This window comes from Akkermansia sp. KLE1798 (assembly GCF_001580195.1).
In the GTDB taxonomy this organism is placed as follows: Bacteria; Verrucomicrobiota; Verrucomicrobiia; order Verrucomicrobiales; family Akkermansiaceae; genus Akkermansia; species Akkermansia biwaensis.
In genome coordinates, this window is record NZ_KQ971074.1 from 1 (window position 1) to 24,689 (window position 24,689).

Consider the following 24,689-nt stretch of genomic DNA (forward strand, 5'->3'; position numbering starts at 1 on the left):
AATACCCCTGTTCCAGTACGACGCTCTCCGGCTTGACGGAAAGGTCTTTTGCTTCTTGGATGAGTTCCACATTCTTGAAGGGAATGGACAGGGAGATGGAGGAATCGGCGGCCAGGGAAAGGAAATAGGTTCCGCCTTTCATAATTTTGAGGTATCCGGTCCATTCATGGCGAGTGTCATCGGAAACGGAGCGTGGGGAGATGAGAACGGGAGCGGTGATTCCGTTGACGTAGAAGTCGCCTTGTGGGAGGCCATTGGCGAACATGGGAACGAAGGGATAGCGGGGATCCAGGGTGTTGTCGGTATTGTTCATTGTCTTGTAACTTAGGTTTTTGAATGATTTGAAAAATGTAAAAATCAGGATCAGAATTAGTTGTTTAATTCAACGGCACAAGGGATAAAAGGGAGAGGACATTACAGGCAACTTACCTTGAATGATTATGGCAATAATTTGTGCCACAAGGGTTTCCACGCCTTATACGTTTACGTGTGAACACCCCCGTTTTTAAGAGAAGAAAGGATACAGAGGGAGCGGGCTTTTTGGCCAGCAGTCAGGGCAGTTTTTGAGCAATGTGCCCAAGTGAAGAACTCATTAATTAAGATCGCAAAAGAACAGTCGCATTGATTAATCACCTTCCCAGAACCACGGTTCTTCTAGCTGACTGGAAATATGATACCGTCTGATTCAGGAAAATCCACTTCCCCAAGAAATCACTCCCTGTATCCCATCCATGAAATGCCGCAATCCATCTGTTCTTATGATAAGGCTCTTTACAAGCACCGCTTCAAATCAGAAAATATATTAAAATAAAAAAGATATGGCCTTAGCACTGCCATGCGCTACACGAATGTCCCACATCTTTTCACGACCATTTAAGCTATCATTAATCAATGATCCCTCAGCTTAATAGTCAGATTTTTTCCAGAGCAAAAGGAAAGTTTTCCCACAGGGAGCGTTTTGAAAAGAATTCCTCAAACCAAATCCTTTTCAGATCAGATTCCACCCTCAGGCGCCCTTGGGCCCAATCTTTTTCCGGATTACGATTTCCAGTATAAAGCAGCCGGCAACAAACAGCACGATCAGCGGAATGAGGTAAGGCTGGCTGAAAAACATCTGGTAGAAGAAGGCCGCCAGAATGCCCAGCATCAAGACAAATCCGGCAATGATCAGCAGGGCGTTTCCGTGCGTCTCCTTCCGCAGCCGCCAGTGGGCCACGAATACGGCCAGATAACTGATCAGGAAACAGGCCCCCGCAAGGTTGGCGATGGCGACAAGATTAAACGCGTTGGTCAGCACCAGAATACCCAGCAGCAGATAGAAGAAGCCCTGCGTTCCCCTTCCCCAGAAAGGCTGTTTGAACATGGCGTTCAACTGCCCGTTGCGGGCCAATCCCCTGGAAATGTCCAGCATGCTGAACATTGTGGCGTTGATTGCGGATGCCGTCGCAATCAGGGCCGCCACGGATACGGCCACGAATCCCCATACGCCCAAAACAGGAAAGGCCGCCTGCGCCACGGCGGTTTCCGCATGCTTGTCCAGGGAGGACGCGGAGACATTGGTCAGAACTACGTATGACAGCACCAGATACAAAACCATCACAACGCCGATCGCCAGAAAGATGGCGCGGGGAAGCGTCCTGGCGGGATTTTGAAGATTGCCGGCCGTGTTGGCCATCATGCCGTATCCGGCAAAGGCAAAGAAGGTGAGGCCCACGCTTCCCAGCAGTCCGTCCAGGCCCTTGACGGGAATGACGTCCGCCCCAACGGGCACGGAAGAACCGAAGCTGGCGAGCATCAGGATGGTCAGAATCAGCAGTTTGAAGGCTACCAGCACCACTTCCGACTTGCCGACGGCCTTGACGCCTCCCATGTTCAGCGCCCCAAGCAGCAGAATGGCAATACTGGAAAAAAGACCCGTAGTAAACACCGTGACGGATTCATCCGGCAGGAACAGGCGGGAAGCGTACGCCCCGAAGGATTTGGCCACCAGGGCCACCGTGATGACCAGCGTGCCCAGATAAATCAGTGTGAGGGCCCCGGCCAGCGTTTTGTGGGAGAATCCCTTGTTGAAATAATCCATAATGCCGCCGGAACCGGGATAACGGGACCCGAGGCGCGCATAGGTATAACCGGAAAGCAGGGCGGCCACTCCGCCAATCAGGAAGGACCAGTACACGTTTTTGCCCGCCATGAGGGTCGCCTGACCCATCAGGGCGAATATGCCCGCTCCCACCATGGAGCCTATCCCCAATGCAATGACGTTCCACAGGGACAAATAAACTTTGGGAGCCGCTCCTTGCATAAAGGAATTAGAGGCTGCCAGCCGCCGGAACGTTGATCTTTGCACGCGGCATGACACGTCTCCCGCCCATCCGAGGGCCTCTGTCATCATGACTATTCCGGCACGGCTTTCCCCTTGAACCTGCGGGATGCGGCATGTAGGGTACGGCCAGATGATCAAGACTGCCATTTTCGATTTTGACGGCACCCTTGCAGACACGATCCCCTTGTGCCTGGAAGCTTTCCGCCGGGCGGTAAATGATCTGGACGGAAGAGTCCTGACAGATAGGGAAATAGAACGGAATTTCGGTCCGGACGATTTAGGCGTCATCCGGAAGCTGTTTCCCGGCAAACCGGAATGGCACGAACGCGGGCGCGAATTGTTTATCCATTATTATCAGGAATTGCATGCGGAAATGGCTCCCGCTCCGTTTGCCGGCACGGTCGAATTGCTCCACAGTCTCCGCAACAGCGGCATTCGTCTGGCGATGGTTACGGGCAAACGCAGGGAAAGTGCGGATATTTCCCTCAAGTTTTTTCATTTGGACGGTTTTTTTCCCGTGCTGGAAACGGGTTCTCCGGAAGGCGGCGTAAAAACGGACCGCATCAACCGGGCTCTGGAACGCCTGGGAGCTTCCGCACGGGAAGCGGTTTACATTGGAGACTCCCCGTCGGACGTGGACGCATGCCGTGCCGTACCCGTCCGCATTATTGCCGCGGGATGGGCTCCCGGAGCCAACGTCAAGGGACTGGAAGAACGCCGCCCCGACTGGCTGCTGACGCGGTTTGCAGACCTGGAACCCTTTTTCCGAAAGCACGCCGCTGATGCAAATCATCAAAATGCAGCCCTTTGATATTGCAATCCCCGGCAAATTCGACCAACATTATCCGGCTCATTTCACCCCAATCCATTGATGACTCCTCAGAAAGAACCCGGAAAAGAAGGCTTGAAAATCCTGCTTATGCTGGCAAGCGCCATTATTATCACGGCCGGGCTTCAGGCAGGCAAGCAGGTGCTACTCCCCATCGTCCTGTCCGGGTTTCTGGCGATCGTCAGTTACCCGATCACCACATTTTTCAAAAACAAGCTCCGTTTTCCGCACTGGCTGGCAGTCCTGTTTACGGTCATCATGGACTTCGGCGTCCTGGTCGGCCTCGGTTATCTGGCCCAGTATCTGGGGCAGGACCTGGCCAAGACCATCAATGCCAAATATTATCCTCTACTGTTTGAAAAAGTCCACGAATTCCGCGCCTTCCTGATTGAAAGGGACTGGAACAATCTGGCGGACCAGATGCTGCAGGAAATTCCCGACATCCTCAACAGCCAGCGCATTGTGGCTCTTTCCACCGGGGTCATGGGGCAACTGGCCTCCATGCTCACCTTCACCACCCTGATCCTGATTCTGATGACCTTTTTCCTGGGGGAAGCCCCCAGATTCCGGGCAAACATCAACAAGCTGGGAAGCAACAGCGACACGGGTATCCGCAAATTCTCCAAAGCGCTTGAAGGTGTCCAGAAATACCTGGTCATCAAGACATTCATCAGCGCCCTCACCGGTCTGCTGGCTTTCCTGCTCTGCTATTACATGGGGGTGGACTTCCCCCTGCTCTGGGGCATCGTGGCTTTCGCGCTCAATTTCATTCCCACGTTCGGCTCCATCATCGCCGCCATTCCCCCCACGCTGCTGGCCCTGCTGCTCATCAGCCCCACGGCGGGCATCATCGTGGCGGGAGGGTACCTGCTCATCAACACGGCCCTGGGCAACTGCCTGGAGCCCATGCTGCTGGGACGCCAGTTCGGGATCGTCACCAGCATGGTCCTTCTCTCCGTCATCTTCTGGGGCTGGGTATGGGGGCCTATCGGCATGCTTCTGGCCGTCCCCATCACCATGCTGGTGAAGCTGGGCCTGGAAAGCTCCAAGGATCTGGCGTGGATCGCCCAGCTCGTTGACAATCCCCCCGTATCCAGATTCCCGCTCCCTCCTCGTCATTCCGGGAAAACAAACGAAAACATCAACAAGGAATAAACCCATGCACTCATTCGCTTACAAAAACGGCTTGCTGTACTGTGAAAACGTCAACCTCCAAGAACTGGCGGACAAGGAGGGGACTCCCCTGTACGTTTACAGCAAACATACCATTCTGAGCCACTTCCACCGCCTGAGGGAATCCCTGGAGCCGCTGAACGCGGAAGTAGCGTATGCGGTGAAGGCGTGCTCCAACATTGCCATTCTGAACCTCATGGCCCGCAACGGAGCGGGATTCGACATCGTGTCCGGCGGAGAACTCTTCCGCGTTATCAAGGCCGGAGGAGATCCGGCAAAATGCACGTACGCCGGCGTAGGAAAGACGGAAAAGGAAATCCGCTATGCCCTGGAGCAGGGCATTTACTGCTTCAACGTGGAATCCGAGGCGGAAATGCGAGCGATCAACGATATTGCCGCCTCCATGAACCTCACGGCCCCGGTAGCCGTCCGCGTCAACCCCAACGTGGAGGCGGGCACGCACAAGTATATCACCACCGGCAAGTCGGAGAACAAATTCGGGGTGGATTTCGAACAGATCGAGTCCCTGTATGAAATGACCGCCCGCGAATTGCCGCACGTCCATCTGAAGGGGCTGCAAATGCACATCGGCTCCCAGCTCACCCAGGCAAAGCCCTTTATGGAGGCCGTCAGGAAAGTGGCGCCCCTGGCCGCACGGCTGAAGGAAAAGCACGGCATTGAATTCTTCTCCATCGGCGGCGGTATCGGCATTGTTTACCAGAACTCCCTGGAATCAGGCGTTCAGGAATGGTGGAACGAGGATTGCGCCCAGCTTACGCTGAGCACATACGCCCAGGCCGTCGTTCCCGTCCTTCAGCCTCTGGGGCTGCATATCATTGTGGAGCCGGGACGTCTGATCGTCGGCAACGCCGGAGCCCTCATCACGCGCTGCCTGTATGAAAAATCAGGCAAGGCAAAGACTTTCAAGATAGTGGACGCGGGAATGAACGACCTCATCCGCCCGGCCCTCTATCAGGGATACCATGAAATTATTCCGGTCAGGGAGCATCTCTCGGAATCCTGCATCACAGCGGACGTCGTGGGGCCCATCTGCGAATCCGGGGACTTCCTGGCCCAGGACAGGAAAATGACGGACGTGCGGCAGGGAGAATTGCTGGCCGTTCTTTCCGCCGGAGCCTATGGCTTTTCCATGTCTTCCAACTACAACTCCCGTCCGATGGCGGAAGAGGTACTGGTAGATGGAAGCCAATGGAACGTCATCCGCCGCCGCCAGACCTGGGAAGACCTCATTGCCGGGGAAATCATCCCCGAATAGTCCCGTTTACGGGAGCGTGCCGGAAACCGCCTTTTTTTCAAACCCGTTACCACCCCAACGGTATCAGGGGCTTTTCCTGACCGCTTTCCCTTCCCCAGACCACTGATCCATTCACAGGGCCACTCCGCTTTTCCGGAGCGGCCCTTTCACCTGTCCGGCAAAAACGGCTTCCCAGGGAGTTTCCTTGCAATGCCCGGAAAAATGCATTATTCGCTAGGCGATTCACTTATTCCATGCTCATGCTTCCCAAAAACCTTCTTCTTGCCACCGTTCTCCTGTTCGTGCCCGCGGCCCTTTCCCTTCCTTCCGGCCCTGTAGAGGGCAATCCCGCCATTATTCCCCTTCCGGCAGCGCTGTCCGTAGAAAAGGACAAGCCGGGATTTTTAATCAACAACAGCCTGCCCATCCTCAAAGCAGGGGACAAAGCGTGCCTGTCCTCCTTTCTGACCGGTTTTTCCAACAATATTCATCAAATCAAGGCGGTGCCCGTGCAGAACGCGAACAATGCCGTGCAGATACTCCTGAAAAAGAATTCCTCCCTTTCTCCGGAATGGTATTCCATTAAAGTCACTACACAGGGAATCACCATTTCCTGCACTTCCCCGGCCGGAGCCTTTTATGCGGCCCAAACCCTCAAGCAATCCCTGACAAAAGACGCGGCGGGGAAATGGGCCATTCCCTGCATGAATGTGACGGACAGCCCCCGTTTTTCATGGAGGGGCATCATGATTGACAGCGGCCGCAACCCTCTTTCCGTAACAGAACTGAAAGGCATAATCGACCTGCTGGCGCAATACAAGGTAAACACCATTCACTGGCATTTGACGGAAGACCAGGGCTGGCGCCTGGAAATCAAAAAGTACCCGAAGCTCACTTCCATCGGAGCCACCCGCCCGGAAAGCCCCGTTCCCGGCAACCGCAACAAGGGAGACGGCAAACCCTTTACCTTCTTTTACACTCAAAAGGAAGTGAAGGAACTGGTGGACTACGCTAGAAACAGGCATATCACCATTGTTCCGGAAATAGAAACGCCGGGGCACGCAGCCGCAGCCATCACCGCCTATCCCGAATTCGGCAACAGCGACATTCCCGGATACAAGCCACGCGTCGCAACACGCTGGGGAATCCTGCCCTTTACGTTCAGCCCCACAGAAGCCACTTTCAAATTCATTGACGGCATCATAGAAGAGGTCTGCCAGCTTTTTCCGAATTCCCCCTACATTCATATGGGAGGAGATGAAGCACCGAAGCAGCAGTGGAAAAACTCCGCAACAGCCCAGGCTGTTATGAAAAAGAACGGGCTGAAAAACGAACAGGAGCTTCAGAGCTACTTCATCCACTGCGTGGAAAAATCCGTCCGCTCCCGAGGACGGCAGATGATCGGCTGGGATGAAATACGGGAAGGAGGGCTTTCTAAAACAGCCATTCTGATGGTGTGGCACCAGCCGGGAATTGCCAGGGAAGCCATCAAGAAAGGAAACAAAGTCATCATGACGCCCTTTGAAAGCACCTATCTCATCCGGCAGGAAGGCCCCCATCCGGAAGGCCCGGAGTACGAAATGGCCACCTTCTCCACCATCCCCCTGCAAAAGGTGTACAATATGAACCCCATTCCTTCCGGACTTACCAGGGAGGAGGAGAAAAACGTCCTGGGCGTCCAGGCCAGCTGCTGGAGCGAATACATGACCACGCTGGCCAAGTGGCAATACATGGTTTTTCCCCGCATGTTCGCCATGGCGGAACTGGGATGGACCCCGGCCGACCGCAAGGATTTCACTGATTTCAAGGAACGCCTAGACAAACACAAGCCTTTCCTGGATGCCCTGAAGATCAACTACCGGACGGACTCCGGAGACCCGGCGCAGCCGGATGCCAAAATGATCCGCGAGTAAACGGAACCCCAGAAAAATCACGGACGCCGCGCCGTACCGCGAGCGCCGGAGTTCAGTCTTGCCCTTCCCTGAAAAAGCGCCTATCATAACCCCGTTATGCCAATAGCCACACCAGAACAATACATCACCATGCTTGAAACGGCCAAGAAGGAAGGCTACGCCTACCCTGCCGTTAACGTAACCACGATTGAAGTGATCAACGGCGCCCTCCGCGCCTTCTCCGAAGCCAAGAGCGACGGCATCATCCAGGTTTCCATCGGCGGCGGCAAATTCGCCTCCGGCACCTCCGTCGGCAGCTCCGCCATCGGCGCCATTGTTCTGGCGGAAGCCACCCGCCGCCTGGCTGAAGAGCACCAGGTGCTCGTAGGCTTGCACACGGACCACTGCCAGCCCGAACACGTAGATACCTTCCTGCGTCCCCTCCTGGCCGAATCCCGCCGCCGCGTGGAACGGGGTGAAGCTCCCCTTTTCAACTCCCACATGCTGGATGCCTCCACCCTGCCCATGGCCGAAAACCTCAAGCTTTCCCAGGAACTGCTGAAGGAATGCGCCGAACTGGGCATCGTCCTTGAAATTGAAATCGGCGTCGTGGGCGGTGAAGAAGACGGCGTGGACAATTCCGGCCACCCGGCCGACAAGCTTTACACGTCTCCGGAAGACATGCTGATGACCTACGAAGCCCTGGCTCCGATCGGCAAATTCATGCTTGCGGCCACCTTCGGCAACGTTCACGGCGTCTACAAGCCCGGCCACGTCAAGCTGAAGCCCAGCATCCTGCGCGACGGCCAGGACGCCGTAGCCGCCAAGCACGGCGAAGAAGCGCGCATGCCCCTCGTCTTCCACGGCGGTTCCGGTTCCGAACTGTCCGACATCCGTGAAGCCGTCTCCTACGGCGTGGTGAAGATGAACATCGACACCGATACGCAGTACGCCTTCACCCGCCCGATCGTCACCCATATCTGCGAGCACATCAACGGAGTGCTCAAGATTGACGGTGAAGTCGGCAACAAGAAGGACTACGATCCCCGCTCCTATCTCGCCAAGGGTGAAAAGGGCGTTGCCGCCCGTCTCCAGGAAGCCGCAGACAACCTCATGTCCGCCGGCAAGACCCTGTTCGGCAAGATCTGAACAGCCTTTCAACGGCTTTGATGCAATGCCCGGTTTCCCGAAAGAAACCGGGCATTTTTTCGTTCTGCAGATAGCGGATAAGAAATCCGCCAACCGGACGGGAATAGAACATTTTCTCTGAACCATTCATTCGACAGAGAGTTTGGAAGAAAAATGTATAGGGCGTTTTTTTCCATTCTTTCTTCCATTCTCTCCCCTTCTGCCGCTACCCCTTCTCCCTCAAAAAAACATATTGTCTGCGGATTTCTTATCCGTTAAGGTTCGTCTGTCTTTAAGACCAACTCCGTTCCGGCATGACTCACGAACTCCGCATTCTTCCCCCCGAGGTACACTCCCCGCACCGAACCACGCTGAAAGCAGTCCTCTCCACAGCCGCAGATCGGAAAATTCATCAATACATGGACATTGAATCAACCGGGAACGTGGACATTGACGAAGACGACCTAGCGGACGCCTGGTGCATTTTCTTCATCCATAAAATGATGGAAACGGGAGGCGAATTCTCCGTTACGGGACCGGGGTGCCTCTCCCGTTCCCTGCTGGTTAATCTGGACCGCTACGCAGAAGCCTGGAACCGCTGGATGCCTGAAACATTCCACCGCATCACCATCAGAAGCTCTGCCATGCGTGATGACTCCACCGTTCCCCAGCGGGAAGAAGCCATCTCTTGCTTTTCCGGAGGTCTGGACGCCTGTTTCACCGCCTACCGCCACCGGAAAGGACTGGCAGGCCCTCAAGCGCTGAATCTGACGGCCTGCGTGATGTTCCAGGGAGCAGACATTGCGGAAAGCAACCAGGAGCATTTTGACAAGGCTTTCTCCAAAGCGAATGAACTGCTGGAAGACATTGGCATCCGCCAATTCTACCGCCTCCGGACCAATTTCCGAGAAATGGGGATGGATTATGAAATGACCTACCACACCATGCTGATGGGAGGCATGCGCGTTTTCACCTCCCGCTTCGGCTATTTTATGGCCGGCAGTGAAGGCTCCTATGATTCCTTCTCCTATCCCTGGGCTTCCAACCCTATCACGGACCATTACCTTGGCTCCCACAGCAAGGAGGCCGTTACGGACGGAATGGGATACGACCGTACGGAAAAGGCCGCTGTCGTGGCCCAATGGGACAAGGCCATGTCTCTGCTCAGGTGCTGCTGGGAAGGGGAAGACGCTTCCGGCAACTGCGGCATATGCACCAAATGCCGCCTGACGATCATGAACTTCATGGCCATGGGAGTACCCAGAGACAGGATAGCCTGCATGCCGCGTAACGCCATGAATGAAGACATCTCCCAAATTCAGTTCAACCGACCTTTCCGTGTTCTCTATGCCCAGGAAATACTCAAGCATGCCAAGGCCAACGGCTTGGGGAAAGAGCCGTGGGTGACCACCCTGGAACGGCGGCTGGCGGAAAAGGATCTTCCGCCAACCGGTATGGGATCTAAAATTCGCCGGCTTTTTCAACGTTCATGATCACGATTGATCATCCATCCATACAGACAGAGGGAGATACGGTCACCATCTCCTACCCTATTCTTCAGGACGGGCAGGCGCCCCGCACGCTTTCATTTACGGTAGACTCCCGTTTCCGTGACTTTTTGGATCCCCGCAGGGCGGACGGAGCCCTTGTGGCCTTGCTACCCTGGATTTCCCAGCAAGGCGGGCAGGTGCGCGTCCTTCCTGCCATCTCCCCGCGTCTGTACCACTTCGGCATACGACTTCTCGCCCATATTCTGACGGGAGTAGGATCTTTTCTGAAACCCATTAGACTCGCTGAAGAAGTTCGTGTGGAAACACTTCCTTCCATTCCCGGCTTCCGCATCGGCACGGGTGGCTCCCTGGGGGTGGATTCTCTGTGCACCATTGCAGAACTGGAAAAGGCGAACATACCTGTCACCCATCTGTTTCATAACAACTGCGGCTCCCACTGGGGTAGCCGGGAACTGCTGGATGGCCGCAGAGAGCTCTGCCGGAAATTTGCAGTAGAACAGCACAAGGAATTCGTCTGGATGGACTCCACCCTCTCTGATTTTTATGGTAATGAAGGATATCTGAACTTCTTTCCCTTTCTGGATGCCGGAAGCATTCTGGCGTTAAACGGCCTGTTTTCTTCCTACTACTATTCCACTTCCTGTGAAATCAACCATCCCAGCTTCACCAGACGGGATAAAACAGAATATTGCGCTTTTCACCTGGAATCCCACATCCTTCAAGGCTGTGAAACGGAAACCACCCGTTTTCAAATGCATGGTCTTGACTTGACGCGGTCCCGGAAAACCGCCATTATTGCGGATTATCCTCCGGCGTATAAGGCGCTAAACGTCTGTCTGGAACGTGTGGAAAACTGCGGCAGGTATGCGAAATGCCGCCGCACCATTTCGCAGCTTTTTCTGCTGGAAAAACTTTCCCTATTCTCCGGAGTTTTCAATCTGGCGCCCTTCCGGAAAGACCCTGTCCGATTCCTGGTTCTGAGTATGCTGCAAGATCCGCATTTCAGGAAGGAAACGGAGAGTCTTATCCCGATTTCCAACGCCCTGACACAACAGGAAAAACACCGCCTCTGCCTCCTTTACCTCCGCAAACGATTCTCCCAGTCTTTCCAGTGGTCCAGACATTAAAGGGAAGAAGTTCCCGCCTTCCCCACCGGAGGAGGCCCCAGCCGTTTCTTGCAGACCCGTAATCCGCAGACTTTGATGCGGAGCACTCCGTTCTCCTCCTTGCGGTAATAAAGGTATTTGGACAAAGTGGCGGCCTTCCCTATCTTCCGGGCGTACGCCGCTTTCTTTTTCCGGCAGCGGGCCATATCCGGAGCGGCCAAAACCTTGTCCACCCAGGGAAATTCATTCAACTCATTCAATACATGCAGGCGGGGAAAACGTTCCCGCAGGGACAATTCATAAATTCCGGAAATCTTGCCGTAAACGTTGTCCATCAAAAAAACCTCCTTGCCCAGAAGCGCTCCGGAAATGCCTACATGCAACCTGTCCGTCAAAATAACGTCCGCCTGATCCAGCGCCTTTAAAAGCCACCTGGTATAGGCAAAGGCATGGGGTATGTCATCAATCACACGCATGAAATACAGGGAAATATCCGTATTCAGGGGAAGGGAGGCCAGAGCTTCCGCCCGGCCCGTGCTTTCCGGATCACGGCGCAGGCAGACGGCCAGTTTTCCACCTCCCTCCAGCGCGACCAGGGAAACCTTTATATCTCTTTTCATGCATTTGCCCCATGCCCGTTCCTCCATTTTCAGAAGCGGCAGGGGAATGCGCCGTTTTTCAACATCCCGGCGTCTGCCACCAGCGCCATATCATCTGCCAGCAGGAAACGCGCCCGCCCATTCCGGGACAGGCAATACTCATAACTGGCGCGTTCCCGGCAGCATACGGTAAAACGCTCGTCCAATACGTCCACCAGTTCATCACATTCCCTGAAACTCTGCGGAAGGATCACGCACCTCCGGATACGCGAATCGGAGAAAAGCTGCACATAATGAGGCAACATGCCGAACCAGGGAACAAAACCTCCGCCGCCGCCATACACAAGGACGATTTCCTCCATGCCGGAAGGGAGATTCTGCCCGCAGGGAATGAAGGGCAGCCCCTCCTTTTCAAACAGGGCAACGGTGGATGCCGCAATCAATGCGTCCCCTACATTGCCCTGGTTGATCATGTAAAGGAAGGGGCCCAACTCACGCAAAATTTCTGTAAGCATGCGCACGGAGGCTGAGGAAGAAGGAATCCGGCTATCGTCCATGATCCCTATCCTATCTCAACATCAACGGGGACGCAATCCCAGATACGGGGCCATTCGTTCCCTATTCCGGGCGGCTAGTTGCCGGCTTTGCGGGACTCCCTCACGCGGTCGTTGGCGTTCAGGATGCGCTTGCGCAGGCGGATGAAATGAGGAGTAGCCTCTACCAGTTCATCCGCTTCAATGTATTCAATAGCGCGTTCCAGGGAGAAGTTGACGGGAGGTGAAAGCTGGATGCCGTCCCCCTTCGTGGCGGAACGGATGTTGTTCAAATGCTTTTCCTTGCACGGATTCACGGGCATGTCCATCTGGCGCGGGTTTTCACCCACGATCTGCCCTTCGTAAATGTCCTCCTGCGGCCCCACGAACAGGCGCCCGCGCTCTTCCAGGGCGGCCAGGGCGAAGGGAGTGGAAACTCCCGTTTCCATGGAAACAAGCGTGCCCGTGGTGCGCGTGGTGATTTCCCCGGCGTAGGGGCCGTAATCCCGGAACAGGTGGGAGAAAATGCCGTGGCCGGACGTCAGGTTCACCAGCTCGAATTCAAACCCGATGATGCCGCGGGTGGGGATGTACGCCTGGATGAAGGTATGGCCCGTGCCCTCCTTGCATACCATGTCTTCCATCTGTCCCTTGCGGGCGTTCAGGAGCTTCATGACGCCGTTGGAATATTCGTCCGGCACTTCCACGTAAATCGTCTCGTACGGCTCCGTCAGGCGGTCGTTCTCATCCCTTTTCATGATCACGGTGGGACGGGAAACGCACAGCTCGTAATTTTCACGGCGCATGGTTTCCACAAGCACGGCAATCTGCATGGCCCCGCGGGCGGAAACGGAGAACACGCCAGCCTTGTCCGTATCCTCCACCTGGATGGAAATGTTCGTACGCATCTCCCGCATCAGGCGGTCGCGAATCACACGGGAAGTGACGTTCTTGCCGTCACGGCCGCCAAAGGGACCGTTGTTGATGGAAAATTCCATGGAAATCGTAGGCGGGTCAATCGCCACGAATGGCAACGGTTCCGTCTCCTGGGAACCGCCGAGGGTTTCACCGATATTTACGTTCTCAAACCCCGCTACGCCCACAATATTGCCCGCCACGCCCACGGCGGAATCCGTGGTGCCCAGTCCGGAATATTCAAACATGCGGGTAACCTTGCCGGAAACGGAAACTCCCCCGCTCTGGTGGAGCCAGACGGTGTCTCCCTTCTTTACGGAACCGGAAGTGATGCGGCCAATGGCGACACGGCCCACATAATCATCCCAGTCAATGTTGGAAACGAGCATCTTGAACTCCCCTTCCGGGTCGGCGTCCTTCGGTGCCGGGATATGTTCCACAATCTTGAACAGGAGGGGTGTGCAGTCCACGGGGGGCTCCCCTTCCATGGAATTCATGAAATAGCCGTCGCGGGCGGACCCGTACACGAAGGGGGCTTCAAACTGTTCATCCGTAGCGCCCAGTTCCAGGAACAATTCCAGCACCTGGTCATGCACGGCGGCGGGATCGGCGTGCGGACGGTCGATCTTGTTGATCACCACGATAGGCATCAATCCTTCCTGGAGAGCCTTGCGGAGCACGAAGCGCGTCTGGGCCTGCGGCCCTTCAAAAGCATCCACCACCAGAAGAACGCCGTCCACCATCTTCATCACGCGTTCCACTTCACCGCCGAAGTCGGCGTGTCCTGGAGTATCAACAATGTTGATGGTGTATCCGTTCCAGAGGATGGAAGTGTTCTTCGCCTTGATCGTGATGCCTTTTTCACGTTCCAGATCCATGGAATCCATGGCGCGTTCCTGCACGGCCTGGTTGGCCCGGTAGGCGCCGCCCGCCTGCAGAAGTTGGTCAACCAGGGTCGTTTTTCCATGGTCAACGTGAGCGATGATGGCGAGATTGCGGAACTTGGAAGGATCTGACATTTCGCGCGAGAGCTAAAGGCACGGGAAAATAAATGTCAAGCCTGCTCCACGAATACCGTCATAATAATTTCGCGCGCGCGAGGCTTCCGTGAAGGACCGTGATTGACGGAACTTTTCCCTCACGCGTGAATTTATAGCTTTCCCCGGCGGACAAATGCGGCTATCCTGCTCCGGCACAAACAATTTCCTAATTTTAAACGACAATGAAGATTTGGTTAGACGGCAAGCTAGTGGAACAGGAGGAAGCCAAGACCTCCGTGTTTGATCATGGCACACTTTACGGCGACGGTATTTTTGAGGGCATCCGCTTTTACAACAGGCGCGTCTTCCGGCTGGAAGACCACATGGACCGCCTGTTCAACTGCGCCCATTACCTGCTGCTGGACATGCCCTACAGCAAGGAGGAACTGTCCAAAGCCGTTTGCGAAACCGCGGCGGCCTCCGGCCTGGACGACGGCTATATCCGCCTGGTAGTCACGCGCGGCATCGGCAACCTGGGCCTCAATCCTTTCAACTGCAAGCGTTCCTGCGTTTATATCATCGCGGATAAAATAGCCCTGTACGATCCGGCAGTTTATGAAAACGGCCTGTCCCTGATCACCAGTTCCATCCGCCGCAATCGTCCGGACACCATTTGTCCGCAGGTGAAATCCCTCAATTACCTCAACAATATCCTGGCCAAGGTGGAAGCCGTGCGCCAGGGAGCGGCGGAAGCCCTGATGCTGAACGACCAGGGCAACGTGGCGGAATGCACGGGGGACAACATCTTCATCGTGAAGGACGGTACCGTTTATACGCCCCCGGTGACGGACGGTGCGCTGGACGGCATCACCCGCCGCGTGGTTCTGGAAATCTGCCGTGAACAGCAAATCCCGGCGGAAGAAAAAACCATGAACCGCTTCACGGTCACGTGCGCGGACGAATGCTTCCTGACCGGAACGGCCGCGGAATGCGTTCCCGTCACCAAACTGGACAGCTACGAACTGGGTTCCGGCAAAATCGGGCCCGTGACCGCCCGCATTCTGGCGCGCTTCCAGGAACTGACCCAGCACACGGGCACGGAATTTTAATTCCGTTTCCTTTTCAACCATAAAGCCGCTCTTCTTTCCGGGAAGAGCGGCTTTTTCTTTCAGGAGGATTCCTTAAAAGTTAATCCTGAATGAGAGGGGAGGAACTGTTCCAACCCCTTGCATCGGAATATGGAAAAAACAGGCTTATTGCTTCTTCGGCAGACCGGTTTCCGGGTCAAACTGCTTGGCCTGCTCCATGTGTTCCTTGGTCTGGTAAAAACGCACGTAGTCAATCAGGAACTCGACCGGATATCCCGTGCCGTCCTGGGGAGCTTTTTCACACCAGTTGCCGCCTACGGCGGAATTGAGGATCAGGTAAAAGGGCGTGCGGAAGGGATTGCCCGCCCCATTCGCGTAATTTGTGGTATTCAGGTCGATGGACTTTACCAGCTTGTCGTCCACCATCAGCTTGATGCTGTCCTTGTCCCACTCCATAACGTAAATATGGAAATCGTCGGAAAGATTGTTGATCTTCACCGTGCCGCCGCGTGAGGCGTCTTTCTTGGAGACGCCGTCCGGGCTCAGATGGAAGGTGGAATAAACCACGTCCGGCTGCTGGGAAATATTTTCCATCATGTCAATTTCCCCGTTGGTGGGCCATCCCCACTTGTTCTTGCCCAGCAGCCAGATAGCGGGCCAGATGCCCTTGGCCTTGTTGGGAAGCTTGGCGCGGACTTCCAGTCTGCCAAACAGGAAAGTCTTCGTTTTAAGCGTGCTGACGGAGCCGGAAGTATAAGGCATGAATTTGGTGTTTTTAATCCATTCCGCGTTGCTTTTCTTGTAATTGATGTTGGCAAACTTCTCAAAATGGGTCTCCAGCACCAGATTGCCGTCTTTCACGCGCAAATTCTTCGGGCGTGCGGTATATGTCTGCTGGGAACCCTGGTTGCGGACAACACCCAGTTCCGGCTGCCATTTCTTGGGGTTGATCTTGGTGCCGTTGAACTCGTCGCCCCACACGTACACCCAGCCGCCCGGCAGGGTCTTGGGAGGATTGACGTTTTCTCCCTTTCCGGACGTGCACAGACACGCCGCCAGCAATACGGCAAACAGGCCTTTCTTCATCATATGGACCAATACTGTACTTGAAGGGTCCGCCTTTCAATCAAAATCCAGCCCATGCATGCTTGCCATTGAAAATTCCGGAGCGAGCCTGTTCAGGCCCTGGTAAAAATTTAAGGAGAAATGGCCTCCTGCCTGTGTTATATTCCATCCATGAATACAAATTTTCCGGAGAAATGCTGGGCGATGCTCCATCAAACGCCCCTGGGGCCGGTCGGCATCGTGGAAAACGGAACGGCCATCACGCATATCTTTTGGGGACACATGGTGCGGCCGGAGCAACTGCGATGGAAGGATACTCCCCTGCTGAAAGAGGCCGCCGGACAGCTTGACGAATATTTCCGGGGAACCCGCCGCATTTTTGACCTGCCGCTTGCTCCGCAGGGCACTCCCTTTGAAGAAGCCGTCTGGCAGGCTCTTCTGACCATTCCCTACGGGGAGACGAGAAGCTATGCCGACATCGCCCGGCAAACGGGCAGGCCGTCTGCCTGCCGCCCCGTAGGCCGAGCCAACGGGCACAATCCCATAAGCATTATTATTCCCTGCCACAGGGTCATCGGCGCCAACAAAAAACTGACCGGGTATACAGGAGGGTTGTCCATCAAGCAATACCTGCTTGAACTGGAACAGGGGGCGACATCTTCCTTCCTGCCCCTTCCGGAAGAGCAACACATGTCCCGGGACCTTTCCTCCACCTGTTAAGGCGGGAAAACTGAAAAAAGCCTATTCCTGCGGAGCTTCCTCCTGATTCTCCTGGTTTTCCTGATTCTCAAGGGATTTCAGGGCGTCCTTGGGCGACTCAATGCCCAGCCACTGCAAAGGAAGGAGTTCTCCGGTAACCTTGTAATGCTTGTAAGTCAGCCCGGCGAACAGCGCCAGGAAAAACATCAGAACGGCGTACAAAGCCATCCACATGTAATTTTTCCGGGCCGTGCGGGTAGCCTGGTCCGCAAGCTGCTGCAAATTCTGCATGGCGGGAGAAAAGTATTCTTCCTGTCTGTTCCCTCCGTCCGTTCCGGAGGCCGGAAGGGAACCCGGTTCTTCAGAAAACTTCAAATGCACTTCTCCCAGAATAATATCGTCCCCTTCATACAGGGCGGCAGGCCCCATGGGAGTCAGGCCGTTGATTTTGACACCATTGGTCGAACCAAGGTCTTCAATGACATAACCGCCGTCCTTGTACTGGAGCAATGCATGTTCTCCTGATACGGAAGGGGAAGGAATGGCAATTTCACAATGTTCATCCCGACCGATGCGGGCGAAATATTCGCCGTTTTTCGGGAGGACGATGGTTTTCTCGGAGCCGTCGGGCAGCAGGATGGAAAGGCGGGGCATGATTTGCGACAGATGATGCCATGCCGGTACTTCTTTTCAATCCAAAAGACCGTTTGCACGCATTCCATGGGGGGAAAAGCCGCACCAATACCCTCTATTGACACCTCTGACTGCAAGTGATTTAATAAATTCATGCCCCCCCTCTCTCCTTCTTTTAACGGCTACAACCTGGTCACAGCCGTCAAAAGTGTTTTCCGCAAATACGCGCGCTTTTCCGGCCGCGCCGTCTTGTCTGAATTCTGGTACTGGATGCTATTTTGCTTTCTGCTCGGCTCCATCCTGGGCTGGAAGCCTTCGTTTATATTCGGAGGCAACAGCGGAGGGGTTTTGGGAATCCTGCTGTTCATCCCTACCCTGGCCGTAATCTTCCGCCGTCTTCACGATACAGGAAAAAGCGGATGGTACAGCTGCCTGCTGCTCCTTCCCGGAATCGGGTTCCTGATTATCCTGATCCTGTGTCTTGCGGACAGTCAAAAGGGTACGAACCAGTATGGTCCCTCGGAAAAATATCCCGACCATCCATTCTCCGGTGCTGGAAAAGCTTTTTCCAAAAAATAAAACCAGCTGAATTTATGACAGGCAACGCATGCCGGAACAGCCATGATTTCCGGCAGATATATGGAAACGCCCAGAGGAAACGTTAAGACATGAACACGCCCATCCATAAGCACATCTTTCAAAATCCCGACTTCAAGGGCTATACCCTGATAACCGCAACCAAGTCCGTACTCTCCAAATACGCCGTTTTTTCAGGAAGAGCCACTCGTTCGGAATATTGGTATTGGATACTGGGCCAAACCGTCATTTTCCTTCTCCTGTGGATGCTCGGCCTGACGCTTATGCTGAACCTGACGCCGCCCTCCAGGGTTTTCAACCATGTTCTGGCAGGAGAAAGCCCGGTGCTGTTATGGGCGCTCTTCACGCTGCTCCCTTCTCTGGCCGTGGAATGCAGACGCCTGCATGATACCAATAAAAGCGGCGCACTTCTTCTGCTGAACCTGGTTCCGCTGGCGGGCCCCATCCTTCTCATCATCTTTTTTTGCGAGGACAGCCAGCGGGGAACAAACCAATACGGCCCTTCGGAAAAATATCCGGAAGACAGCAATCGGGCCGGTCTTGTCCCTCCCGGACGTATTCCACCCCCCTAGGTGGCATGAATCCCATGCCGTGGAAACGGACGTACAGTCCTGCACTTGTCTTGCTTTCGGGCCAAAAATGCCTAAGATCAAGCCATGTTTGTTGACAACATCCGCATATTTGCCAAGGCAGGAAAGGGAGGAAACGGGCTGGTCAGCTTCCGCAGGGCCAAATTCGTGCCCAAGGGCGGCCCGGACGGCGGGGACGGCGGCGATGGCGGTAGCGTCATTCTGGAAGTGGATCCGCACACGAATGACCTGCGTTCCTTTTTCTATGATCCCAAGCTGATCGCTACGGACGGCGTAGGCGGCCAGGGAGCTAAAAAACACGGCAAAAACGGGAAATCCGTCATTGGGAAAGTTCCGCCCGGCACCATCATCTACCGCAGCAATGCCTCTTCCATGTCGGAAGCCACGTGGCTGGAGCGGGAAGGCGACGGCATCGAACTGGAAAAAATCGCGGACCTGACGGAAATAGGAACCCGGTTTACGCTGTGCCAGGGCGGCATCGGCGGCAAAGGCAACTGGCACTTCCGTTCCGCCACCAACCAGGCCCCCACGGAAGCGGAACTGGGCACGGAAGGGGAGGAAGGCGTCTTTTTCATGGAACTGCGCCGCATTGCGGACGCGGGACTCGTGGGCTACCCCAATGCCGGCAAAAGTACCCTGCTGGGCGACATTTCCGCAGCCAAGCCGAAAGTCGCCAACTATCCGTTCACGACACTTCAACCCATTATCGGCGTGGTGGAATTCAACAGTTTCCGCCGTTGCGTGGTGGCGGACATTCCCGGCATCATTGAAGGCGCACACCGCAACCGCGGCCTGGGACACGAATTCCTGCGCCACATCACACGCTGCAAGGTGCTCGTCTTCGTTCTGGACATGGCCGGAAGCGAAGGACGCGACCCCATTGAAGACTTGCAGAACCTCCGCACGGAAATCAAACTTTACAGCGAAGACCTGGCCAAACAACCCTGGTTTGTCGTCGCCAATAAAATGGACCTGGAAGGTGCGGAAGACAACCTGGCCAGCTTCAGATTGCGCTTCCCGAAGGTGGACGTGGTCCCCCTTTCCGCTCTCAACGGAGACGGCATCGCACAGCTCAAGAGCAAGCTCGATCAACTCGTAGGCTATAAATTCGTCCACTGATTCCCGTTCCGCCCAACACTGCCTCAAACACAACCCCATGAACGCTCCGCTCTCCACGCCAGCCGATCCCGACCAGCTGCTGTGCCGCATTGCCGGAATCGGAGACCTCTTCGCCATTGAAGGGGAATTCGTCACCGGCAAGGAAATACCCAGCGGCCACATCAATACCACTTACAAAGCCACCTACCGCAAAAGCGACGGGACGGAAGACTCCTACATTCTGCAGCGCATCAACGACTATGTCTTCAAAGACCCGAGGGCCGTCATGCGCAACGTGGAAAAAGTCACCCGCCATATCAACTGGAAAGTGCTGCGCCGCGTGAAAGACTCCGCCGGGCAGACCCTGAATCTCTACCCGGCACGTGGCGGCCGCAACTACATAGACATCCCCGGAGACGGCATCTGGCGCTGCTACAACTACCTGGCCGGCACGCACACGTACGACGTGGTGGAAAACACGCGCCAGGCCTATCAGGCCGGTTTTGCCTTCGGGTCTTTCCAGGACCTGATCAGCGACATGAATCCGGACGACATTGTGGAAACCATTCCCGGCTTCCATCACACCCGGAACCGTTACAACCGTCTTATGGAAGTGGCGGAGCAGGATCCCCGGGGGCGGCTTTCCTCCTGCCGGACGGAGCTGGAATTCATCAGGGCGCGGGAGCAGGACGTAGACCGTCTGCTGGATCTCCAGACGGCAGGAATACTGCCCACCCGCATCACCCACAACGACACCAAGATCAACAATGTCATGCTGGATGAAGACACGGACCACGCCGTCTGCGTCATTGATCTGGACACGGTCATGCCCGGCCTCGTCCTGTACGATTTCGGGGACATGGTACGTACCGTTACTCCGCCTACGGAAGAAGATGAGGAAGACCTGAGCAAAGTCAGCATGCGCATGCCCATGTTCCAATCCATTGTGGAAGGTTATCTGCATGCCGCGCACGGATTCCTGACTCAGGCGGAAATAGACCAGCTCGCCTTTTCCGGAAAGCTTATCACGCTGGAAATCGGCATCCGCTTCCTTACGGATTATCTGGAAGGAGACCAATACTTCAAGGTTTCCCGGCCCGGACACAACCTCATCCGCTGCCGGACCCAGCTTAAGCTGGTGGAATGCATTGAACAGGAACTTCCAGCCATGGAGCAGTATGTCCAGAGGCTGGCAAGGGGCCTGACCAGGAAATAGGAAGGCCCGGGCGCTTTTCCTTTTTCATCTTCCTTCCGCCGGGACGGTGATACCGCCCCTTATTATTTATATTGTTTGAACACGGCGGCAATTTCCATAATCCAAGAAACATTCCACACAATCACCGCCACGTATGTTCAAAGTCCCGGAAATTCAATTAAACGCCTACGGCAAGCCCGCAAGAATCCTGTATCTGGCCCCCTATGCGCCCGACGCCCCCGACTTCTCCCAAAAACCCTACACGGGCAACGGAGGCTATCCCCAGTACCATTACAACATTTACAAAGCCATTCAAGACATAGGCTATGATGTCGTCTCCTCCTCCAAACCGTACTCCGTACAATTCGCCAAGGGAAACGTGGACTATGTCTTCTCCCTGATGAACAGGTTCCAGATGGCCAAGCCGGAAATCTTCATCTCCTCCTACTGCGAATTCATCCAGGTCCCTTACCTGGGCGCCCCTCCCAACATTCGCGCCATTGCAGAAGACAAACTGCTGACCAAGCTTGTCTTCCGCTCCCTGGGCCTCAACATGCCGGAGGGCATGGGACTTTCCAAAGACCGGGAAATTCCGGCGGAAGCCCCCTTCCCCGGTCCCTATTTCGTCAAAAAACGTTTTGGCGCCGCTTCCGGGGGAATCCGGGAAGACAGCATCTGCGGCACCTGGGAGGCTGTGGCTTCCTGCGCCAAACGCCTTATGGAAGAAGGGCATGAAGTTCTTGTGGAGCAATATTGCGAAGGCATTGACGTTACTGTTCCAGTGCTGGGGGGAGAAGAACCCGTCATCCTGGGATTCGTACAGCCGAAGTCCGACAAACCCGGCAACATCATCACGGAAGACCTCAAACTGCATGACCATCTGGGCTACCAGCTTGTATCCGTGCACGATCTGGAGCAGGATATCATTGCAGACGTCCGGAAAGTCTGGGCGGCCCTGGGACCCATGGACTACTTCCGCATTGACTACAGGATCGACTTTGAAAAGGGCGAACGCCGCATTCTGGAAATGAACATCTGCTGCCACCTGGGCAAAAGCGGCTCCATCTGCCTGGCGGCCGCACATCACGGCTACACCCAGGCGGATATCCTCAAATATATCCTTGACTACAGCATGAGAAGGCAAAAGGGCCTTCAGCAATACGGAACGTGGCTCATTTGAGTCTGGCACACGCCTTCCCTACACAAACCGTTCTCTAATTTACGGACAGGAAAAATTCCTGTCCGTAATTTTTATGTAGGTTTTATGATAGGAAAATTCTTATTTTTAAATGAATATGGGAATTAACCATGCTTTGTTGTGAGAATTAAAATCCAGGGGGGGGTCTTTTGGAATAACGTATCAGGCGTCTTTCATTTGGGCGACCGGTAGTTCTACATTGCCTGCAAATCACTTAACAATCCTGATTTACAAGACAATGAACAATACCGACAACACCCTAGATCCCCGCTATCCCCTCGTTCCCATGTTCGCCAATGGCCTCCCACAAGGCGACTTCTACGTCAATGGAATCACCGCTCCCGTTCTCATCTCCCCACGTTCCGCTTCCGACGACACACGCCATGAATGGACCGGGTACCTCAAGATCATCAAAGGCGGAACCTATTTCCTTTCCCTGGCCGCCGATTCCTCCATCTCTCTGTCCATTCCTTTTAAGAATGTAGAGTTCACGAAGGAAGCAAAGGACCTTTCCGTGAAGCCGGACAGCATCGTGCTGGAACAGGGATATTACTGGTTCCAAATCGTCCACGAACACCACCCCGCCCTGGGCTCCGGACAGGAGTTCTGCCTTGCCATTCTCTCCGACAAGGCGGATGTGCCCGACATCAATTCCTACCTCAATCCCAATGCGACTCCTCCCAAAAAGGAAGGAGAGGAAGTCATCACCCTGATCAAGCTACGCCGGGATGAAGATGAGGAGGAGACTTCAAGCAGCTCTTCTACAGGAGAGGGGGAATTTGAGTTTGATCCCAAACCAAGCGATTCGCATTCCAGTTCCAGTTCCAGTTCCAGTTCCAGTTCCAGTTCCAGCTCCAGCTCCAGCTCCAGCTCCAGCTCCAGTTCCAGTTCCAGTTCCAGTTCCAGTTCCAGCTCCAGCTCCAGCTCCAGTTCCAGTTCCAGTTCCAGCTCCAGTTCCAGTTCCAGTTCCAGTTCCAGTTCCAGCTCCAGCTCCAGCTCCAGCTCCAGCTCCAGTTCCAGTTCCAGTTCCAGCTCCAGTTCCAGTTCCAGCTCTTTGTCTTCTTCCTCCAGCGAACCTCCCACCGAGGAAGAACCATGCCCGTGCCCCTGCGACTGTGACGAGGAAGGTGACGAAAACTGCGTTCAGCAACAACCCACTCCGGGCGATCCCGACAATGAACAGGATTGTCAAGGCGATGCATGTATCAATCCCCCATCTGCAGGAACTCCTCCGCCTCCCTCTCCGGCCAGGTTCATGCGCATAGCGCGCTCTTCCATCCCTCTTACCTTCAATTCCAACAGCGGCCCCTCCATGCGCTACAACCACCCCATGGCATGGAGCGCTTCTTTCTCTGAAGACGAACGGCGCGTCACCGTCAAGCGTCCCTCCGGAAGCCACATCTATTTCAAGGCAGAAGCGGGCAGCAATGACGCTTCTCCCGTCGGTAGCTCCAGAAAACTGGATTACCGGGTACGATTACTCAACCAAGACCTCACCCCCAATACTCAGGGTACTCCCGCCTACATGGACATGGTGCTTCCTTCCGGCATGAGTCTGCGCTTCTCGGCAGCCACCGGAGAGGTTGTCTTCGTCACCAGTTCCTCGGGCAATATCCTGTCTGCCGAGGAGTATGCCAAAAAGGTTCAAGTCACCTACAACCCGGATGGATATCTCAACAGCGTCTATTCCCAGGCCCAGGGGCTGATGCGAAGCATTCCCGGAAACAACAGCCTCACCCTGGAGTGGTATGTTCCCGGGAATGTCTCTCCCACTAACGATGGAGAATTTACCGTCACCGGAGAACCCTACAAAATGGCTTTCTATGAGACTTCCCTGGAAGGAGGCGTCACGGTAACCCGCATTACCAACCGGAGGGCCGGGCAGGAACCGCGTTTCATTGAACGCCGGGAAGAAGGCAACAAAGTGATCATCATCAAAGGGGAGGGGAATGAGCGCATCGTGCGCACGATTGAGCGCAACTCCCTGCCCGACTCCAAGTGGGAGCGCATCGAAACGGTCAGGGGTATCAATGATTCCCAGCCTTCCCACAGTACACGCACGGTGAAGAAGTATACCGACGGAGGCTGGCTGACTATCAGCAGCACGGAAGGCTACAATACCCCCTTGGCCCAAACAACACTCTACACGTACAACGATCAGTACCGGGTCTCGTTAGAAATCAAGCCCGACGGAGGCTACACCCGCTACGAGTACGACGGCCAGGGACGCGTCATTCTGCAAGCCTCCCCCTGGGCAGGGGGAGGAGAGAAAGGAATGCGTA

At 55.0% G+C, this 24,689-nt stretch carries 24 protein-coding genes; 15 read left to right on the plus strand and 9 right to left on the minus strand.

The window, feature by feature from the left end; translation table 11 throughout:
- Window positions 1-313, minus strand: a 313-nt coding sequence (locus tag HMPREF3039_RS02510; RefSeq protein ID WP_156473590.1) for a hypothetical protein, incomplete at its 3' end; no start/stop codon positions are given.
- A 693-nt stretch (window positions 314-1,006) separates the two neighbouring features.
- Entirely contained in the window at window positions 1,007-2,302 is a 1,296-nt protein-coding gene (locus HMPREF3039_RS02515; RefSeq protein ID WP_067572833.1) for an APC family permease, read from the minus strand.
- A 151-nt stretch (window positions 2,303-2,453) separates the two neighbouring features.
- Here HMPREF3039_RS02515 and HMPREF3039_RS02520 point away from each other — a divergent pair, with 151 nt between their 5' ends.
- From HMPREF3039_RS02520 to HMPREF3039_RS02550, 7 genes are all read left to right on the plus strand, one after another.
- Window positions 2,454-3,134, plus strand: coding sequence for an HAD family hydrolase (locus HMPREF3039_RS02520; RefSeq protein WP_067572879.1), 681 nt, complete (start codon window positions 2,454-2,456; stop codon window positions 3,132-3,134).
- 93 nt (window positions 3,135-3,227) lie between these two features.
- A complete protein-coding gene (locus HMPREF3039_RS02525; RefSeq protein ID WP_067982909.1) occupies window positions 3,228-4,307 on the plus strand; it encodes an AI-2E family transporter in 1,080 nt (359 codons plus the stop codon).
- A gap of 4 nt (window positions 4,308-4,311) precedes the next feature.
- Window positions 4,312-5,601 carry a diaminopimelate decarboxylase gene (gene lysA, locus HMPREF3039_RS02530; RefSeq protein WP_067572837.1) on the plus strand — a complete coding sequence of 430 codons (1,290 nt, stop codon included), beginning with the start codon at window positions 4,312-4,314 and terminating at the stop codon, window positions 5,599-5,601.
- A gap of 233 nt (window positions 5,602-5,834) precedes the next feature.
- Window positions 5,835-7,493, plus strand: coding sequence for a beta-N-acetylhexosaminidase (locus tag HMPREF3039_RS02535; RefSeq protein WP_082770300.1), 1,659 nt, complete (start codon window positions 5,835-5,837; stop codon window positions 7,491-7,493).
- A 96-nt stretch (window positions 7,494-7,589) separates the two neighbouring features.
- Window positions 7,590-8,621 (plus strand): class II fructose-bisphosphate aldolase, encoded by a 1,032-nt coding sequence (gene fbaA / locus HMPREF3039_RS02540; protein ID WP_067572839.1) that lies wholly within the window; start codon window positions 7,590-7,592, stop codon window positions 8,619-8,621.
- Between the two features lie 293 nt (window positions 8,622-8,914).
- Window positions 8,915-10,093, plus strand: coding sequence for a hypothetical protein (locus HMPREF3039_RS02545; protein WP_147550315.1), 1,179 nt, complete (start codon window positions 8,915-8,917; stop codon window positions 10,091-10,093).
- Window positions 10,090-11,238 (plus strand): hypothetical protein, encoded by a 1,149-nt coding sequence (locus HMPREF3039_RS02550; RefSeq protein WP_067572843.1) that lies wholly within the window; start codon window positions 10,090-10,092, stop codon window positions 11,236-11,238. Before HMPREF3039_RS02545 ends, HMPREF3039_RS02550 begins: the two co-directional genes overlap by 4 nt.
- Here the strand turns inward: HMPREF3039_RS02550 and HMPREF3039_RS02555 are convergent.
- The 3 genes from HMPREF3039_RS02555 to typA form a co-directional block, all read right to left on the minus strand.
- The gene (locus HMPREF3039_RS02555; protein ID WP_147550312.1) at window positions 11,235-11,837 is read right to left on the minus strand and encodes a hypothetical protein; all 603 of its coding nucleotides are present in this window, start codon (window positions 11,835-11,837) and stop codon (window positions 11,235-11,237) included. The two genes, HMPREF3039_RS02550 and HMPREF3039_RS02555, sit on opposite strands and share 4 nt — an antisense overlap.
- Before the next feature lie 29 nt (window positions 11,838-11,866).
- Window positions 11,867-12,331 (minus strand): polysaccharide pyruvyl transferase family protein, encoded by a 465-nt coding sequence (locus tag HMPREF3039_RS02560; RefSeq protein WP_067572847.1) that lies wholly within the window; start codon window positions 12,329-12,331, stop codon window positions 11,867-11,869.
- 116 nt (window positions 12,332-12,447) lie between these two features.
- The gene (gene typA, locus HMPREF3039_RS02565) at window positions 12,448-14,283 is read right to left on the minus strand and encodes a translational GTPase TypA (RefSeq protein WP_067572849.1); all 1,836 of its coding nucleotides are present in this window, start codon (window positions 14,281-14,283) and stop codon (window positions 12,448-12,450) included.
- Between the two features lie 203 nt (window positions 14,284-14,486).
- Between typA and ilvE the strand changes: the two genes are divergently transcribed.
- Window positions 14,487-15,353 (plus strand): branched-chain-amino-acid transaminase, encoded by an 867-nt coding sequence (gene ilvE / locus HMPREF3039_RS02570; protein ID WP_067572851.1) that lies wholly within the window; start codon window positions 14,487-14,489, stop codon window positions 15,351-15,353.
- Between the two features lie 144 nt (window positions 15,354-15,497).
- Here the strand turns inward: ilvE and HMPREF3039_RS02575 are convergent, their stop codons facing one another.
- Window positions 15,498-16,421 (minus strand): glycoside hydrolase family 16 protein, encoded by a 924-nt coding sequence (locus HMPREF3039_RS02575; RefSeq protein ID WP_067572853.1) that lies wholly within the window; start codon window positions 16,419-16,421, stop codon window positions 15,498-15,500.
- A gap of 147 nt (window positions 16,422-16,568) precedes the next feature.
- Here HMPREF3039_RS02575 and HMPREF3039_RS02580 point away from each other — a divergent pair, with 147 nt between their 5' ends.
- Window positions 16,569-17,117: a methylated-DNA--[protein]-cysteine S-methyltransferase gene (locus tag HMPREF3039_RS02580; protein WP_067572855.1), complete on the plus strand. Its 549-nt coding sequence runs from the start codon at window positions 16,569-16,571 to the stop codon at window positions 17,115-17,117.
- 21 nt (window positions 17,118-17,138) lie between these two features.
- Here HMPREF3039_RS02580 and HMPREF3039_RS02585 read toward each other — a convergent pair whose 3' ends face one another.
- The gene (locus tag HMPREF3039_RS02585; protein ID WP_067572857.1) at window positions 17,139-17,750 is read right to left on the minus strand and encodes an FHA domain-containing protein; all 612 of its coding nucleotides are present in this window, start codon (window positions 17,748-17,750) and stop codon (window positions 17,139-17,141) included.
- 132 nt (window positions 17,751-17,882) lie between these two features.
- Between HMPREF3039_RS02585 and HMPREF3039_RS02590 the strand changes: the two genes are divergently transcribed.
- The 5 genes from HMPREF3039_RS02590 (at window position 17,883) to HMPREF3039_RS02610 (ending at window position 22,389) form a co-directional block, all read left to right on the plus strand.
- A complete protein-coding gene (locus tag HMPREF3039_RS02590) occupies window positions 17,883-18,308 on the plus strand; it encodes a DUF805 domain-containing protein (RefSeq protein ID WP_067572869.1) in 426 nt (141 codons plus the stop codon).
- A gap of 89 nt (window positions 18,309-18,397) precedes the next feature.
- Entirely contained in the window at window positions 18,398-18,898 is a 501-nt protein-coding gene (locus HMPREF3039_RS02595) for a DUF805 domain-containing protein (protein ID WP_067572871.1), read from the plus strand.
- Window positions 18,899-18,982: 84 nt separating this feature from the next.
- Entirely contained in the window at window positions 18,983-20,035 is a 1,053-nt protein-coding gene (obgE, locus tag HMPREF3039_RS02600) for a GTPase ObgE (protein ID WP_067572873.1), read from the plus strand.
- A 37-nt stretch (window positions 20,036-20,072) separates the two neighbouring features.
- Entirely contained in the window at window positions 20,073-21,230 is a 1,158-nt protein-coding gene (locus HMPREF3039_RS02605; protein WP_067572875.1) for a phosphotransferase enzyme family protein, read from the plus strand.
- Window positions 21,231-21,363: 133 nt separating this feature from the next.
- A complete protein-coding gene (locus HMPREF3039_RS02610; RefSeq protein WP_067572877.1) occupies window positions 21,364-22,389 on the plus strand; it encodes a D-alanine--D-alanine ligase family protein in 1,026 nt (341 codons plus the stop codon).
- Window positions 22,390-22,666: 277 nt separating this feature from the next.
- Here the strand turns inward: HMPREF3039_RS02610 and HMPREF3039_RS14035 are convergent, their stop codons facing one another.
- Both HMPREF3039_RS14035 and HMPREF3039_RS14040 read right to left on the minus strand, forming a co-directional pair.
- Window positions 22,667-22,978 carry a hypothetical protein gene (locus HMPREF3039_RS14035; RefSeq protein ID WP_197457877.1) on the minus strand — a complete coding sequence of 104 codons (312 nt, stop codon included), beginning with the start codon at window positions 22,976-22,978 and terminating at the stop codon, window positions 22,667-22,669.
- An 83-nt stretch (window positions 22,979-23,061) separates the two neighbouring features.
- Window positions 23,062-23,490 carry a hypothetical protein gene (locus HMPREF3039_RS14040; protein WP_067951890.1) on the minus strand — a complete coding sequence of 143 codons (429 nt, stop codon included), beginning with the start codon at window positions 23,488-23,490 and terminating at the stop codon, window positions 23,062-23,064.
- A 172-nt stretch (window positions 23,491-23,662) separates the two neighbouring features.
- Between HMPREF3039_RS14040 and HMPREF3039_RS14045 the strand changes: the two genes are divergently transcribed.
- A partial coding sequence (locus HMPREF3039_RS14045) for an RHS repeat domain-containing protein (RefSeq protein ID WP_167506829.1) occupies window positions 23,663-24,689 on the plus strand: 1,027 nt, incomplete at its 3' end.